At 68.0% G+C, this 14,538-nt stretch carries 15 protein-coding genes; 9 read left to right on the top strand and 6 right to left on the bottom strand.

Going from position 1 to position 14,538, the window contains the following annotated elements; translation table 11 throughout:
* The first annotated feature begins 344 nt into the window (after window positions 1–344).
* The 3 genes from ACFWPK_RS14050 (at window position 345) to ACFWPK_RS14060 (ending at window position 3,140) form a co-directional block, all read left to right on the top strand.
* Window positions 345–929 (top strand): CHAP domain-containing protein, encoded by a 585-nt coding sequence (locus ACFWPK_RS14050; RefSeq protein WP_378915386.1) that lies wholly within the window; start codon window positions 345–347, stop codon window positions 927–929.
* A 188-nt stretch (window positions 930–1,117) separates the two neighbouring features.
* The gene (locus ACFWPK_RS14055; RefSeq protein WP_378915388.1) at window positions 1,118–2,266 is read left to right on the top strand and encodes a hypothetical protein; all 1,149 of its coding nucleotides are present in this window, start codon (window positions 1,118–1,120) and stop codon (window positions 2,264–2,266) included.
* Window positions 2,267–2,429: 163 nt separating this feature from the next.
* Window positions 2,430–3,140 carry a DUF1906 domain-containing protein gene (locus ACFWPK_RS14060; protein ID WP_378915389.1) on the top strand — a complete coding sequence of 237 codons (711 nt, stop codon included), beginning with the start codon at window positions 2,430–2,432 and terminating at the stop codon, window positions 3,138–3,140.
* A gap of 1 nt (window position 3,141) precedes the next feature.
* Here the strand turns inward: ACFWPK_RS14060 and ACFWPK_RS14065 are convergent, their stop codons facing one another.
* On the bottom strand, window positions 3,142–3,492 hold the full coding sequence (locus ACFWPK_RS14065) for a hypothetical protein (RefSeq protein ID WP_378915391.1): 351 nt from the start codon (window positions 3,490–3,492) through the stop codon (window positions 3,142–3,144).
* 100 nt (window positions 3,493–3,592) lie between these two features.
* Complete coding sequence (locus ACFWPK_RS14070) at window positions 3,593–4,372, bottom strand: hypothetical protein (protein ID WP_378915393.1); 780 nt, start codon at window positions 4,370–4,372, stop codon at window positions 3,593–3,595.
* Between the two features lie 194 nt (window positions 4,373–4,566).
* Between ACFWPK_RS14070 and ACFWPK_RS14075 the strand changes: the two genes are divergently transcribed.
* Window positions 4,567–5,892: a mannosyltransferase gene (locus tag ACFWPK_RS14075; RefSeq protein ID WP_378915396.1), complete on the top strand. Its 1,326-nt coding sequence runs from the start codon at window positions 4,567–4,569 to the stop codon at window positions 5,890–5,892.
* Between the two features lie 3 nt (window positions 5,893–5,895).
* Here ACFWPK_RS14075 and ACFWPK_RS14080 read toward each other — a convergent pair whose 3' ends face one another.
* On the bottom strand, window positions 5,896–6,183 hold the full coding sequence (locus ACFWPK_RS14080) for a 4a-hydroxytetrahydrobiopterin dehydratase (protein ID WP_378915397.1): 288 nt from the start codon (window positions 6,181–6,183) through the stop codon (window positions 5,896–5,898).
* A gap of 24 nt (window positions 6,184–6,207) precedes the next feature.
* On the bottom strand, window positions 6,208–6,384 hold the full coding sequence (locus ACFWPK_RS14085) for a hypothetical protein (RefSeq protein ID WP_194826542.1): 177 nt from the start codon (window positions 6,382–6,384) through the stop codon (window positions 6,208–6,210).
* Window positions 6,385–6,509: 125 nt separating this feature from the next.
* On the opposite strand from ACFWPK_RS14085, the gene typA reads away from it, so the two are divergent.
* The 4 genes from typA to ACFWPK_RS14105 all read left to right on the top strand — a co-directional run bounded on the left by typA (window position 6,510) and on the right by ACFWPK_RS14105 (window position 11,682).
* Window positions 6,510–8,411 carry a translational GTPase TypA gene (gene typA / locus ACFWPK_RS14090; protein ID WP_358064503.1) on the top strand — a complete coding sequence of 634 codons (1,902 nt, stop codon included), beginning with the start codon at window positions 6,510–6,512 and terminating at the stop codon, window positions 8,409–8,411.
* A gap of 150 nt (window positions 8,412–8,561) precedes the next feature.
* Window positions 8,562–10,295 carry an ABC transporter family substrate-binding protein gene (locus ACFWPK_RS14095; RefSeq protein WP_378915649.1) on the top strand — a complete coding sequence of 578 codons (1,734 nt, stop codon included), beginning with the start codon at window positions 8,562–8,564 and terminating at the stop codon, window positions 10,293–10,295.
* Entirely contained in the window at window positions 10,292–11,173 is an 882-nt protein-coding gene (mshB, locus tag ACFWPK_RS14100; RefSeq protein ID WP_378915399.1) for an N-acetyl-1-D-myo-inositol-2-amino-2-deoxy-alpha-D-glucopyranoside deacetylase, read from the top strand. Before ACFWPK_RS14095 ends, mshB begins: the two co-directional genes overlap by 4 nt.
* A gap of 89 nt (window positions 11,174–11,262) precedes the next feature.
* Entirely contained in the window at window positions 11,263–11,682 is a 420-nt protein-coding gene (locus tag ACFWPK_RS14105; RefSeq protein ID WP_378915401.1) for a hypothetical protein, read from the top strand.
* Here the strand turns inward: ACFWPK_RS14105 and ACFWPK_RS14110 are convergent.
* Window positions 11,672–12,025, bottom strand: a complete 354-nt coding sequence (locus ACFWPK_RS14110) for a DUF1622 domain-containing protein (protein ID WP_378915403.1) — start codon at window positions 12,023–12,025, stop codon at window positions 11,672–11,674. The two genes, ACFWPK_RS14105 and ACFWPK_RS14110, sit on opposite strands and share 11 nt — an antisense overlap.
* 72 nt (window positions 12,026–12,097) lie before the next feature.
* Window positions 12,098–12,838, bottom strand: coding sequence for a TetR/AcrR family transcriptional regulator (locus tag ACFWPK_RS14115; RefSeq protein ID WP_378915405.1), 741 nt, complete (start codon window positions 12,836–12,838; stop codon window positions 12,098–12,100).
* Between the two features lie 166 nt (window positions 12,839–13,004).
* On the opposite strand from ACFWPK_RS14115, the gene ACFWPK_RS14120 reads away from it, so the two are divergent.
* A complete protein-coding gene (locus ACFWPK_RS14120; RefSeq protein ID WP_378915407.1) occupies window positions 13,005–14,522 on the top strand; it encodes an MFS transporter in 1,518 nt (505 codons plus the stop codon).
* Window positions 14,523–14,538: the final 16 nt, after the last annotated feature.

Genomic DNA, 14,538 nt, shown 5'->3' on the forward strand with positions numbered 1-14,538 from the left:
TGACCGAGGGTAAAGGTTTCGCAAAACTCATGTCAGCCGAGTGGGAGATCGCCTGGCTGCCCGGCCGCTGCGCCCAGGCCGATTATCGGCCTTTGGACTGGTCGGGCCAGTGTGTTCCGAAGCGGAAAGTGTTCGACACCACCCCTGCGCGGATGAATGTCGCCGGAGGGGACGGCGCGCGCTCGCCTCGCGCGCGCCGAGAGCGATTGCCGGGCTGAAACCCGGGTGGCGCAGGGGTCCATCCGGTGGTCGCCCCGTCCGCTTCGGAAAACACCCGTGATCGGGAACCGAAAGCGCTCGTGATTCGTCCAATAGATCAGAAGGATGAACGAGAGCGGGGGGCGATGACGCAGATTCGAGCCGAACGACCTGGACGACGCACGTCCTGGATCGTCGGAATCTCCGGGATGCTGGCCGCGGCCACCGTGGTCGCCGTCGGACTGGTGTGGTGGCAGCACGATTGGGGCGACCAGTTCCCCGCGCTCGACAGCGAACGTCTCGACGAGCAGCAGATCGTGCTGGTCGACGTGTTGCGCCGCGAGCACGAGCAGCCCGGCGGCGGCCCGAAGTACGCCGAGGGGGTCCAGGAGGCCTGGTGCGCCGACTTCGTCAGCTGGACCATGCGCGAGGCGGGCAGGCCGCTGGCCAACCCGAACTCCGGTTCCTGGCGCATTCCCGGCGTGTACACGCTGCAGGAGTACTACCAGCAGGTCGGCCGATTCACCCGCGCCGACGTCGGCTACCGCCCGCGCACCGGTGACGTGGTGCTCTACGGTCCCGACAGTCCGCTCGGTCAGCACACCAACATCGTGTTGAAGGCCGACGGCGAAACGATCACCACCATCGGCGGCAACGAGATGGGCGGGGTTCGGGTTCGCACCATCACACCGGCCGAAACCGCCGATCTGGTCGGTTACGGACGATTCTGAAATCGATTGGCGCTCAAGACAACTGCGATGATCCTGGACGGCGGTACCACGCCGATACCCGTACCATGGATCTCGCGGCGCCCGGCAGCGCCGTTGCCGGCTCCTCCGTCCTGCTTCCCCCTCATCGGCAGGACGGGGGAGTTGTGCCACCAGCAGGGGGTTCGCGGTCGTCACGTACCGTGTTCGATGTGCGTGTGAAGGTGGGCGAGAAGCCACGTCGTGACCCGATGTGGATCGAGTACGCCGATTTCGGCGAACGGTTCGTCACCTACGCGGTGACCGAGGAGCGCATCACCGCCGCGGTGTCGGGGATGACCGGCCGTGGCGTGAAGATCGGGCCGTTCTCCCTCGGCCCCGCCGGACTGGCCGGTTTCGTCGCCGAGGGCACGCTCGGCACCCCCGTGGTCACCCGTACGCCCGGCGACGCGCTGAGCTTCGGCGTGCGGATCCCGCTGACCCTGGCCGTGAACCTGGTTCTCGGTGGCCGCAAACTGCGCCTGGCCGCCGTGGTGGAGATCGGGCTCACGCTGCACGCGCGCACCGCCGCCCCGCTGCTGGTCGTGATCGATGTCGCACCGGTGACCGCCAAGGATGTCAGCTTCACGTTGCGTGCCGAGGCCATCGACGGTGCGTGGGAGATGCTGCTCGACCCGATCGCGGGCCTGGTGCAGCGCGAGGTCGCCAATCGGGTCAACGCCATCGTCGGCGATCCGAAGGTCCGCTCGGAGCGGGTCTTCGATATCGAGGCGATCCTGGACGGCTACCGCTCACCGCATCGCAACGACACTGTCTTCGACTGGATCGACTACCGCGAATTCGGTCTGCGATTCTTCACCACCATCGTCACCAGGGACCGCGTGCACGGCGTGGTCGGCCAGCTGGCGGGCAGCGAGATCGAGGTCGGCCCGCTGGCCGAGGGTCCGCGCGGTGCGGCCACGGTGACCGTACGCGGCGCGATCGAGCAGCCGCGCGTGATCGATCGTGGCCTCGGCGAGCCGGGCGACCTGCGGATCTTCGACATGACACTGCCGGTCGGGCTCGACATCACCGTCGACGTGCTCAAAGCCAACCACTACCGCGCCGACCTGGAGATTCCGCTGGTCCTCACGGCCAGAGCCGCCGAGCCGTTGCAGATCGTGATCGAGGTGCCGCCCCCCGCGATCGAGGACATCTCGATGGAATTCAGCGCGAAGGGCCTGCGCGCGGCTACGCTGGCCCGGCTGGCCGGGATCAAGCGGCAGGTCGTCGCGCAGGTCGTCGCGGTGGTCAGCACCGAGCTGGCCGATCCGACCGGTCGCACCATCGATGTGGGCGCGGCGATCGACGGCGCGACCTGACTCGTGTGACTCGTGGGGCGAATGTTGCCGTTGGTTCTGGCGGTTCCCCTGGGGTTGTGGTGCAATGAATCGCACGTTCCAGACTCCCGGCGCGCGATTTTCGGGGAAGGCGCGCCGGGTTCGCTTACCGGTTGAAGGTCGGGTTGCGCGAAGGAGTCCTGCGATGCTTTCTGTTCCGGTGACCAGGCGGAAGTTCTTCGGCTTCGCCGCCGCCGCGGCCACGATCGGGGTCGGCCTCGCCGCCGCGCCCGCCCGCGCCCAATCCTTCGGCACCATGGTCGACTACGCCGCCGGGGTTCCCTCCGCCGCGTCGATCGCCGCCGAAGGGCACATCGGCGTCATCCGCTACGTCTCCGAGCGCAGGCCCGGCGCGGAGTGGATGGAGGGTAAACCGCTGCTCGCCGCCGAGGTCGAAGACCTGTGGGCCAACGGACTGTCGATCGTGTCGAACTACCAGTTCGGCAAGGGCCCGACAGCCGACTGGCGCGGGGGCCTCGAAGCGGGCAAGGAACACGCCGAGCGCGGCTGGGCGATCCATGTCGCCGCGGGTGGACCCGACACCGCGCCGATCTACGCCTCCATCGACGACAACCCCTCGGTCGAGGAGTTCGACGAGATGATCGCGCCCTATATCGAGGGCTGGCAGTCGGTGCTCGGACCCGAACTCGTCGGCATCTACGCCAACGCGCCGACTATCGACCGCGCCCTCGACGCGGGCCTCGGTTCCTGGTTCTGGCAACACAATTGGGGCACCGAGCGAGGTTTCGTGCACGGCTCCGCGCACCTGCACCAATTCGAGATCGACAAGCGCGCGATCGACGGCGTCGGCGTCGACCTGAACCGGGTCCTCGCGTCGGACTACGGCCAGTGGTGACCTAGGTCTGGCAGTGGCAGGTCGCTCCGCAGCGAATATCGGGCTCGTCGTCGGGCATCACGCGCAGCGCCGACCGCATCTCCGGTTCGGCGAGCACCCCGCGCCACGACATCAGCGACCACCGCGACAGACCGGATAGCGCCGACCCGATACTGGCGAACGACAGCGATGAGATCGCCGACCCGAACGACCCGATCGAGCCGATGGACAGCACCGACCCGACACTGCCGATCGACAGCACCGAATAGGCCGATCCGATCGACAGGATCGACCCCTCGGACCGATAGGACAGGATCGACCGGCTGCTCCGAATCGACCGAACGTTCCGGGAAGAACCATGCGTGGTCGCCATCGTCTCGGTTTACCACATCGCGATGCCCGCGGGAACAGCCGAAAACAACTGAGCCCGATCCGTTCTCGAGGAACGAATCGGGCTCGGTGTGCGCTTGTACTCAGACCGTGAAGAATCCGAGTGTCGGCAAGAACGTGCAGGTACGCGGTGCGGCGCCTTCGGCGGCGGTGGTGAGCGAACCCGAGATCACCGCGACGACGCGGCCGTGGCCGGTGTTCGCGACGGCCGACAGGGTGGCCGGACCGCCGGGGTTGATCTTGGCCTCGTCGGTCAGCGTCTGGGTCGCGGACTGACGGGTGTCGAGGTTGAGCCACTGCACCGTCATCGGCGGGTTCTGCTCGGCGGTCGGCGCCTTGGTGCCGAGCGCGGTGAACACGAAACCGGCCTGTCCGGCGGCGGGGCCGGGCGGGGGCAGCTGCGCTGGACCGGCGACCGCGAGCGCGGTGCCGACCGAATCGGCGCCGTCGCCGATGCAGCCCCTGCCGATCGTCGGGTACAGGAACTGCGCGATGACCGGGCCGTCCTGCGGGAGCTCGGGACCGCCGCCGCCGCTGCCGTCGAGGAAGGTGATGATCCGCTCGAGGGTGGCCTTGATGGCGGGCGGCAGGTTCAGCGTGGCCAGCAGCGCGCGCGCCTGATCGAGCAGGGCGGTCTGCGGGCTGGCGATGTCGGCAGGGCCCGCGACCAGGCCTGCCACCGCGGGAGCGAAGGCGGCTAGCGCGTCGACCGGGACGCCTTCGGGCACCATCGGGACACTGATCGGCGCCGCCTGTGGGGCGGGCGCGGGTGCGGCAATGGTCGATGCCGGCGCGGCCAGCATGGCACCGGCAGCGATGGCGAGAGCGGTCGTTACGATCCGCGATCCTCGGCTACGAAGCACTTGTCTAGCCGTCCTTACCTCGATGGTGCGATGGGCGAGGGTTGTCGAGCCCAACATGTCGGGGGTCACTCTAAGGACAAGGCTGCCGTGTTGTACAGCCGCCGGGCCCTTCGTGGCGTACCGGCCGAAACCATGTTCATCGACGCTAGTCCCGCATGGTGTTACACCTGGGGATGTTGATGCAAATGTTACCCATGGTGTCGCTGCGACCGGTGCCCGCTGGGGCTTGTCGGCACCCGGTTAAGGTAGCGGGGCACCCGCGAAACGGCGAACGACGCCCCCATCCGACCGAAAGCCTGGCCTTGAACCGACACCTCCGATGGGCTCTCGCGCTGCTCGGACTGTCCGTGCTCGCCCGGCTGGCCTGGATGCTCTTCGCCCCGAACGGGCTCAATGTCGTAGATCTGCACGTCTATGTGGACGGCTCGGCCGCCCTGCTCACCGATCGGCTCTACGACTTCACCTACTCGGAGGTGACGCCGGACTTCCCGCTGCCGTTCACCTATCCGCCGTTCGCCGCGCTGGTGTTCTTCCCACTGCACTATCTGCCCTTCACCCTCGTGGCGGTCGGCTGGATGCTGGCCACGGTCGCCGCGCTCTACGGCGTGATCCGGATCAGCTTCGAACTGCTCCTCGGTGCGGAGACGGCCAAGCGGACGCCGTGGATCACCGCGGCCGTCGGCTGGACGGCGCTCGGGGTGTGGCTGGAGCCGGTGCGAACCACGATCGACTACGGCCAGGTCAATGTGTTCCTGGTGCTCGGCGCGATGCTGGCGGTGCGCAGTGCGCGCTGGTGGATCTCGGGCACCCTCGTCGGCGTGATCGCGGGCATCAAGCTGACCCCGGCCATCACCGGCCTGTATTTCGTGGCGCGGCGGCGCTGGGCGACGGTGCTGTGGTCGGCGGCGGCCTTCGGGCTGACCGTCGCTGTGAGCTTTCTCATCAATGCCCACGAGGCGAAGCGCTACTTCGGCACCCTGCTCGGCGACGCCGACCGGATCGGCCCGGTGGGCTCGGTGTGGAACCAGTCACTGCGCGGTGCGCTGAGCCGCATCCTCGGGCACGACGTGCAGTCGGGGCCGTGGTGGCTCGCCGCGGTAGCGGTCACGGCCGTGCTGGCGTTCTGCGCGTGGCGCACCCTCGACTCCGACGACCGGCTCGGCACCCTGGTGCTGGTGCAGCTGTTCGGGCTGATGATCTCGCCGATCTCCTGGTCGCACCACTGGGTATGGCTGATCCCGACCGCGCTGTGGCTGCTCTACGGGCCGCTGCGGGCCGAGCGGGTCGCGCGGATCATCGCCGGGTTCTGGGTGCTGACGATGCTGGTCGGCGTGCCGTGGGTGCTCTCGTTCGCGCAGCCGACGATCTGGACCATCCCGCGCCCCTGGCCGCTGGCCTGGCTCGGCGCGGTCGATGTGATCGGCGTGTTCGTCCTGCTCGGCTGGCTGATCTGGCACGGCCGCGACACCCTGCGCGCGCAACTCCCCGGCCGTCGCACGGCCGAGGTGCCCGCGAGCTGAGGCTCAGCCGAGGATGCCGTCGATGGTGTGCGCCATCGCCGTATCGAGCGAGGTCAGCCCACCCGCCGAATGCGTACTCAGCGTGAAACGCAGTGTGCGCCATCGGATATCGATATCGGGATGATGATCGGCCGCCTCGGCCGCCGTGGCGACCTTGCGCACCGTCTCGATTCCGGCGAGGAAGCTCGGTGCCTGCACCGTGCGGGTGATCGCGTCACCGTCGCGGGACCACTCCGGCAGAGTGGCCAGCGCGATGGTGAGTTCGGGAGCGGAGAGCAACGGAGTACCCATACTTCGGTTGTACGCCTCACTCCCTCACTTTGCGCGCGCCAGCTTCAAGGCCTTTTTGAGATCTTTACCGCACGTTCCGGCTGCCTCGGCCTTCTTCATCCGCATGATGACGACGGGGCATTTGAAGCAGCGCGTCTTCTTCCTGCAGCACTTTTTCTTCGGCTTCAGGCTCGAGACCTTCTTTGCCTTCACCTTGCCCATGGGAGTTAGCGTAGCCTAAGTACAAAGCCTGACACGAGGTCGCACCGAAGGTACCGGTAGGGTGTAACAGGCCGCGATGCCAGATGAATGCGCGCCAAATACACCAACAGCAGGAGGATTGAGGCGTGTCGTCTTCACGCGATTTTCGCAACGTCGCCATCGTGGCCCACGTCGACCACGGCAAGACGACGCTGGTGGACGCCATGCTTCGTCAGTCGGGCGCGTTCGCTGAGCGAGCCGAACTGGTCGACCGAGTCATGGACTCCGGTGATCTGGAGCGCGAGAAGGGCATCACCATTCTCGCGAAGAACACCGCGGTTCATCGCCATAACCCCGATGGTTCTCTCACCGTCATCAATGTGATCGATACCCCCGGCCACGCCGACTTCGGTGGCGAGGTCGAGCGCGGCCTTTCCATGGTCGACGGTGTCGTGCTGCTCGTCGACGCGTCCGAGGGCCCGCTGCCCCAGACCCGCTTCGTGCTGCGTAAGGCCCTCGCGGCCAAGCTGCCGGTCATCCTGGTCGTCAACAAGACCGACCGTCCCGACGCCAGGATCGCCGAGGTCGTCTCCGAGTCGCACGACTTGCTGCTCGACCTGGCCTCCGACCTCGACGACGAGGCCGCCGAAGCCGCCGAGCTGGCGCTGGACCTGCCGGTCCTCTACGCCTCGGGCCGTGAGGGCAAGGCGTCGAAGGTGGAGCCGGAAAACGGTTCCGCTCCCGACGCCGAGAACCTCGACGCCCTGTTCGAGGTGCTGATGGACTACATCCCGGCACCCAAGAGCAACAAGGACGCGCCGCTGCAGGCCCACGTCACCAACCTCGACGCGTCGGCGTTCCTCGGCCGTCTTGCCCTGGTCCGCATCTACGCGGGCGAGCTGCGCAAGGGTCAGAACGTCACCTGGATCAACGCCGACGGCGCCAAGACGGTCAAGATCACCGAGCTGCTGCAGACGATCGGTGTCGAGCGTCAGCCCGGCGAGGTCGCTGAGGCCGGTGACATCGTCGCCATCGCCGGTATCCCCGACATCATGATCGGCGACACCCTCGCCGATCCGGAGAACCCGGTCGCGCTGCCGCGCATCACCGTCGACGAGCCCGCCATCTCGGTGGTCATCGGCACCAACACCTCGCCGCTGGTCGGCCGGGTGCAGGGCCACAAGCTCACCGCCCGCATGCTCAAGTCGCGCCTGGATTCCGAGCTCATCGGTAACGTGTCGCTGCGCGTGCTCGACATCGGCCGTCCCGACGCCTGGGAGGTGCAGGGTCGTGGTGAGCTGGCGCTGGCCATCCTGGTCGAGCAGATGCGTCGTGAGGGCTTCGAGCTCACCGTCGGCAAGCCGCAGGTGGTCACCAAGCAGGTCGACGGCAAGACCCACGAGCCGTTCGAAGAGCTGACCATCGACTGCCCCGACGAGTACCTCGGCGCGATCACGCAGCTGCTGGCCGCCCGCAAGGGCAAGATGGTGCAGATGAGCAACCACGCCGCCGGCTGGGTGCGCATGGAGTTCATCGTCCCCTCGCGTGGCCTGATCGGCTTCCGCACCGTGTTCCTCACCGAGACCCGCGGCACCGGCATCGCCAACGCCGTCGCCCACGGGTACGCACCGTGGGCCGGTGAGATCCGCGCCCGCCACACCGGTTCGCTGGTGTCCGACCGCGCGGGCACCGTCACCCCGTTCGCGATGATCCAGCTGGCCGACCGTGGTCAGTTCTTCGTGGAGCCGGGTGCCGACACCTACGAGGGCATGGTCGTCGGCATCAACCCGCGTGCCGAGGATCTCGATATCAACGTGACCCGCGAGAAGAAGCTGACCAACATGCGCAGCGCCAACGCGGACACCTTCGAGACCATGGCCAAGCCGTTGCAGCTCGACCTCGAGCTCGCGATGGAGTTCTGCACCGAAGACGAGTGCGTCGAGGTCACCCCCGAGGTGGTCCGGGTGCGCAAGCTCGTTCTCGGCGCCAACGAGCGGGCCCGCGACCTGTCGCGTCGCAAGGCCCGTGACAAGGCCGCCGCGAACTAGTCGGCAGTAGTTCTCACGGCGTCGGCCGGGTACCGGAAACGGACCCGGCCGACGCCTTTTTGCTGGCCGGTTACGGCCGACCGGCAGTCGATCGAGGGGTTGGGTAGAGTGCGCAAGGTGAGTTCGGGGCGGCGCGCAGGGTGGCGCGCGATGGTGCTGGCGATGATTGCCTCGACGGCGGTCGTGGCCGGTTGCACGGCGAATCCGCCACCACCGATCGAGTCGTCCGACTCGCCGAAGACCACCCAGGCCAAGCCGGGCAAGAACACCGTGGTCGTCGCGATCGACGACATCGGGATCGGATTCAATCCGCATCTGCGCTCGGATCAGTCGCCGGTGACCAGCGCGGTGAGTTCGATGGTGCTGCCGAGCCCGTTCCGTGCCGCGCCGAGTCCCGTGCATCCCGGTCTGGTCGACTGGGTGCCCGATTCCTCGCTGATCGTGTCGGCCGACGTGACGGCGCAGGAGCCCTTCACCATCACCTACGCCCTGCGTAATCAGGCCAACTGGTCCGACGGCGCCCCGATCGCGGCCGAGGACTTCCGGTTCCTCTGGCAGCAGATGATCAGCCAGCCCGGTGTGGTCGATCCGGCCGGCTACCGGCTCATCTCGGATGTGGCGTCCTCGGGTGGCGGGAAAACGGTCACGGTCACCATGACCCAGCCCTATCCCGCCTGGCGTGAACTGTTCTCGAACCTGCTGCCCTCGCACCTGGTGAAGGATTCCCCGGGTGGGTTCACCAGTGGCCTGGTCGACAAGATCCCGGTCTCGGGCGGCAGTTTCACCATCAAATCGGTCGATCGCGGACGCGACGAGATCCTGCTCGAACGCAACGACCGTTTCTGGGGCACCCCCGCCTCGCCGGATCAGATCCAGTTCCGTCGTGGCGGCACGCCCTCGCAGCTGGCCGAATCGCTGCGCACCGGCGACGCGCAGATGGCGCTGGTGCACGGCGGTGTGGCGACCCAGGCGCAACTGGCCGCGATCCCGTCGGTGCGGACCACGATCATGCCGCAGGCCCGGGAACTGCAGCTCGCGCTCAACGGCCGCTCCGGCGACCTCGCCGATGTCCGGGTCCGCAAGGCGGTGCTCGCGCTGCTCGACCCCGCCCTGTTGGCGACCGTCGGCGCGCAGACCGGCGGCTGGGTGGAACCCGCACGCGCACAAGTGCTTTCGCCGTCGAGTCCCAATTACGTGCCTACCGCGCCGCCGCGGATGACGGCCGACGAGGCGTTCGCTCTGCTGGCCGAGGCCGGTTACGGCCGCGCACCGGAGACGCCGCAGACCGGTTCGCCCACCTCGCCCGCGCCGCGTCCGCGCTCGGTGGCGCGTAACGGTAAGGGGCTGTCGGTGCGGATCGGCGCCGTCACCGAGGACGCGTCGTCGCTGGCCGTCGCCAATACGGCCGCCGACCAATTGCGCAGTGCCGGAATCGATGCCACTGTTCGCGGCCTGCCCGCCGACGAGCTGTACGGCAAGGATCTCATCGAATCCTCGATCGACGCCATCGTCGGCTGGGAGCTGGCAGGCGGCGACCCGGCCACCGCGCTGGCCTCGCGCTACGGCTGCCCGCCGGTCGAACCGGCCGGTGCCGAAGGTCCCGCACTGGCCGCGGCCGAGGCTTATCGCCAGGCGCCGAGCAACATCGGCGGTGTGTGCGACCCGACCATCCAGCCGTCGATCGATGAAGCGCTGCGTGGGTTCGAGGTGCCGCGGATCCTTGCCGAGGTGGAGCCGCGGCTGTGGGAGCTGGCGACCGTGTTGCCGATCGTGCAGGACAACGTTGTCGCGGCGGCCGGTCCGCGCGTCGACGGTGTGTCGCTCTCGGGTGCCATCCAGGTCGGCATCTTCGGCGATACGGCGCAGTGGCGGAGGATCCCGTGACCGAGACCGGCGGCCTGCTGCTCGTCCATGCGCATCCCGATGACGAAACCCTCACTACGGGTGGCACGATCGCGCACTATCGCCGACGTGGTGTCCCGGTGACCGTGGTGACTTGCACGCTCGGCGAGGAGGGTGAGGTCATCGGCGAACGGTGGTCGCGCCTGATCGCCGCCGAGGCCGACCAGCTCGGCGGCTACCGCATCGGCGAGCTCACCGCCGCGCTGTCGGCACTCGGCGTGGCAGCGCCGTGGTTCCTCGGTGGCCCAGGTCGGTGGCGCGATTCCGGCATGGCGGGCACGCCGTCGGCGGCGAACCCACGAGCCTTCGTGAATTCCGGTGACGCGGCCGTGGACGAGCTCGTCGCGGTGATCCTCGAACTGCGCCCCCGGGTGGTCGTCACCTACGACCCGCGCGGCGGATACGGCCATCCCGATCACATTCGCGCGCACGAGATCACCACCGCGGCCGTCGCGGCAGCCGCGGAACAGGGCTGGGATGTGCCGAAGTTCTACTGGACCGTCACCGATGGTGATCTGCTGCGCCAGCACACCGCCGCGCTGGCTCGCCGCACTGTCGACGAACTGCCGGGCGCGCTGCCCGCGGGCTGGCGGTTGCCGATCGAGGCCGAACTGGCCGCCATGTCCACGAGCGGGGTGACCACCGTGGTCGATGTCTCCGATGTGGTCTCGGCCAAGCGCGCCGCCATGCGTGCGCACGCCACACAGGTCACCGTCGCGCCGAGTGGCCGGGAATTCGCGCTGTCGAACAACATCGCGTTGCCGGTGCTGCCGGAGGAACACTTCACGCTGGTGCGCGGCACGCGTGGCCAGGTGGGTGCCGACGGGTTCGAGCACGACCTTTTCGCCGGTCTCGATTGAGTGGCGCGTGCCCGCGCCGCTGACCGGCCGACGGTTCTCGGGGGCGCGCGCGGCACAGCAGTCCGGTCCGGCCGAATAGACTCACGCCCATGGTGACCGATTCCGATCAGCCCACCGCCGTGCTGCGGTCCGCACGCATCCCCGGCCTGCCGGATCCGTTGCTTTCGGGACTCATCGTCGTGCTGCTGTTCGCCGACGCGCTGATCACCCTGGCCATAGAAGTGCTGTTCCTGCCCTTGTACATCGGCTCACTGGCCTTTCCGGTGGTGGCGCTGCTGGCCGCACCGATCAACATCGCCCTGGTCTACGGCATGGAATCGGTGACCGACCGGATCGGCTTCACCTTCGCCCCGATCGTGGTGTGGGTCTTCGGATTCCTGGTGTGCGCCTCACGCGGGCCCGGCGGTGACATCATGCTCGGCAGCGACGGCCGCACCCTGTTGCTGTTCGCGTGCGGTGTGCTCGCGCCCGCGGGGTACATGTACTACCGCTCGAACGTCAGTCGGTAGATTTCGTCCGCTGCCACGGCCACTGCCCGGTCAATTCGAGTTCGAGCGAGTAGCTGAGGAACGTCCGTACCAGCACGATCAGCGCGAGCACGCCGACGCTGGTGAAAGTCGGTGAGATCGCGACCGTGCGGATGATGTCGGCCGCGACCAGGAATTCCAGTCCGAGCAGGATCGCCCGGCCGAGCCCGCGCCGGTAGGCGCGATAGGCGAGGTCGAATTCCTGATTCCGGGACAACTGCCGCAGGAACCGGATCGTGCCGACCGACCCGCCGATGACGATGGCCGCGACACCCGCCGCGTCCAGCCCCTGGCCTGCGGTCTCGACAACCTCGGTGAACTGCACACGAATCACCCCTAGCGTCAGCGGCACGGCGATCGAATCGAACGCTACGCCGCGTCGGCATCACCTGCGGTGCTATCGGGCGTGGCGGGTTTCCGCGCCGTCCAGGATCAGGTCGATGGCCTGGGTGAATCGGCTGAGCACCCCGTTGGCGGCCTCCTCGACGACCTGCGGGCGCTGCGCGACATAGCGCCGGTGCAGGCGCGGATACTGCTGCGACGCGGCCTCGCTCGCCACCATCACCCGGTCCACCCATTGCTGCGTCGACAGGCCGCTGCGCGCGATCGTCATCATCATCGCGGCCTCGTTGCCGCAGGATCCGACCACGAACTGGAATACGGCGTTGGTCGCGATATCGACCACCTCGTCGTCGAAGCCCCCGGCTTCCACGATGGCGACCATCGAGTCGGTCAGCCGCATCATGTTGGGCCCGAGGTAGGTCAGTGCCGCGCTGCTCAGCACCACCGTGATCCACGGATGCGCCAGGATCGTCGCGCGCAGCCCATCGGCCTGTTCGTGCATCACCGCGCGCCAGCGTGCGGGATCGGGCGCCGGCGTCGGCGTCTCGCCGATGACCTGGTCTACGACGAGTTCGAGCAGTTCGTCCTTGTTCGCCACATGGGTGTACAGCGAGGTCGCGCCCGCGCCGAGGCGTGCGCCGAGCTTGCGCATGCTCAACGCGTCGAAGCCTTCGTCGTCGAGCAGGGCGATGGCCTCGGCGACGATCTGGTCGCGGCTCAGTGTGGGCTGGTCGCGCCGTTCGCGCGCGGGTTTGGTCCACACCGAGGTGATCTCCGTCGAGCCGGTGCTCGCCATCCCGCTGCCTCCTCGTGTTCTACGACTTCGCCGACCAGCACAGCATAGCTCCGGGCGAACACTGTACGGAGGACGAACGTCGAAACTATTGCGAACAGTGTGCGGCAACCGTACAGTGTTCGACATGCCCGCACGACGTGCGGAGAGCGCTCGAAAGGGGAGCAAGATGCTCGCAACGACTCCGGCGGATCAGACGGTCCGCAACCCACGCCGGTGGCTGATTCTGATCGTGCTGTGCCTGAGTTCGCTGGTGCTGGTGGTGGACAACATGGTCCTCACCGTGGCCATCCCGCAGATCGCCACCGATCTGGGTGCGGGCGCGCAGGACATCCAATGGATCATCGACGCCTACCTGCTGGTCTTCGCCGGCTTGCTGCTCACCTCGGGCAGCCTGTCGGACCGGTTCGGCCGCAGGCTGGTGATGGTGATCGGCCTGGTCGTCTTCGGCGCCGCGTCGCTGCTCGCCGCCTACGCGGGCAGCGCGGAAATGCTCATCGCCGGGCGCGTGCTGATGGGCATCGGTGGGGTGCTGATCATGCCGAGCACCCTGTCGATCCTGATCACCGTCTTCGACGACGACGAACGGCCCAAGGCGATCGGCGCGTGGAGCGCGGTGGCGACCGTCGGCATGGTCGGCGGCCCGGTGGTCGGTGGCGTACTGCTCGACCACTTCTGGTGGGGCGCGGTGTTCGTGATGAATGTGCCGATCGCGGCTGTCGCCATCGTGGCGGCGCTGGTGCTGATGCCCGAATCCAAGGGCCCGTGGCGCAAGCCCGACTTCCCCGGCATGCTCACCTCGATCATCGGTATGACCGCGCTGGTGTGGACCATCATCTCGGTCCCACACGCGGGCTGGACCGACGCCAGTGTGCTGGGTGGTTTCGCCGTGACGGTGATCGCGTTGTCCGCCTTCGTGATTCGTGAACTGCGCACCGACTCGCCGATGGTGCCGCTGCAGTTGTTCCGCAACCGCACCTTCACCGGCTCCAGCTTCTCCCTGGTCCTGGTCACCTTCGCCAACGGTGGTCTGGTCCTCGTGCTCACCCAGTATCTGCAGTTCGTCCTCGAATACTCGCCGATCCGCACCGCGCTGGCCTTCACCCCGATGGCCGTCACGCTGCTGATCGCCAATGGCATCGGCGCGGTGCTCGTCGGCAAACTCGGGCCCCGCATCGTCACCATCGCGGGTCTGATCGTGATCGCCGCCGGCTTCGCGGTACTGGCCACTCTCGACGCGGGCGCCGGGTTCACCCTGCCCGCCGTCGCGATGGCGCTGCTCGGGGCCGGTGCCGGTCTGGCGATGCCCGCCGCGATCGGGGCGCTGATGAGTGCTGTTCCAGGCGAGCACGCGGGCGTCGGCTCCGCGCTCAACGACACCATTCAGCAGGCGGGCGCGGCACTTGGCGTAGCCGTTCTCGGCGCGATCCTGGCGGGCACCTTCGCGGGGGCGATGCCGGATTCGGCGCCGTCGGCGGCGCGGGAGTCCATCACGGGGGCGCTCGGCACCGGCGATGCGACGGTCATCGGGCTGGCGCGGGACGCGTTCTGCACCGGAATGCAGGTGACGTTCGGGGTGGGTGCGCTGTGCGCGCTGGCCGCCGCGGTGTTGGCGGTGGTGCTGATGCGTGACGCGAAAACCGTTGTGGGCGAAGTTGATCTGGCGAAGGAGCCCGTGAACGCCTAAGCTGACGACGCGGAAT

This window comes from Nocardia sp. NPDC058519 (genome assembly GCF_042719755.1).
GTDB lineage: Bacteria > Actinomycetota > Actinomycetes > Mycobacteriales > Mycobacteriaceae > Nocardia.

Excerpts from the sequence above, each read along its gene's own strand:
- ACFWPK_RS14075 (WP_378915396.1), top strand. The coding sequence starts at position 4,567 with ATGGTGTCGCTGCGACCGGTGCCCGCTGGGGCTTGTCGGCACCCGGTT.
- ACFWPK_RS14060 (WP_378915389.1), top strand. The coding sequence starts at position 2,430 with ATGCTTTCTGTTCCGGTGACCAGGCGGAAGTTCTTCGGCTTCGCCGCC.
- ACFWPK_RS14080 (WP_378915397.1), bottom strand. The coding sequence starts at position 6,183 with ATGGGTACTCCGTTGCTCTCCGCTCCCGAACTCACCATCGCGCTGGCC.
- ACFWPK_RS14065 (WP_378915391.1), bottom strand. The coding sequence starts at position 3,492 with ATGGCGACCACGCATGGTTCTTCCCGGAACGTTCGGTCGATTCGGAGC.
- ACFWPK_RS14095 (WP_378915649.1), top strand. The coding sequence starts at position 8,562 with ATGGTGCTGGCGATGATTGCCTCGACGGCGGTCGTGGCCGGTTGCACG.
- ACFWPK_RS14085 (WP_194826542.1), bottom strand. The coding sequence starts at position 6,384 with ATGGGCAAGGTGAAGGCAAAGAAGGTCTCGAGCCTGAAGCCGAAGAAA.
- ACFWPK_RS14105 (WP_378915401.1), top strand. The coding sequence starts at position 11,263 with ATGGTGACCGATTCCGATCAGCCCACCGCCGTGCTGCGGTCCGCACGC.
- ACFWPK_RS14120 (WP_378915407.1), top strand. The coding sequence starts at position 13,005 with ATGCTCGCAACGACTCCGGCGGATCAGACGGTCCGCAACCCACGCCGG.
- ACFWPK_RS14050 (WP_378915386.1), top strand. The coding sequence starts at position 345 with ATGACGCAGATTCGAGCCGAACGACCTGGACGACGCACGTCCTGGATC.
- ACFWPK_RS14115 (WP_378915405.1), bottom strand. The coding sequence starts at position 12,838 with ATGGCGAGCACCGGCTCGACGGAGATCACCTCGGTGTGGACCAAACCC.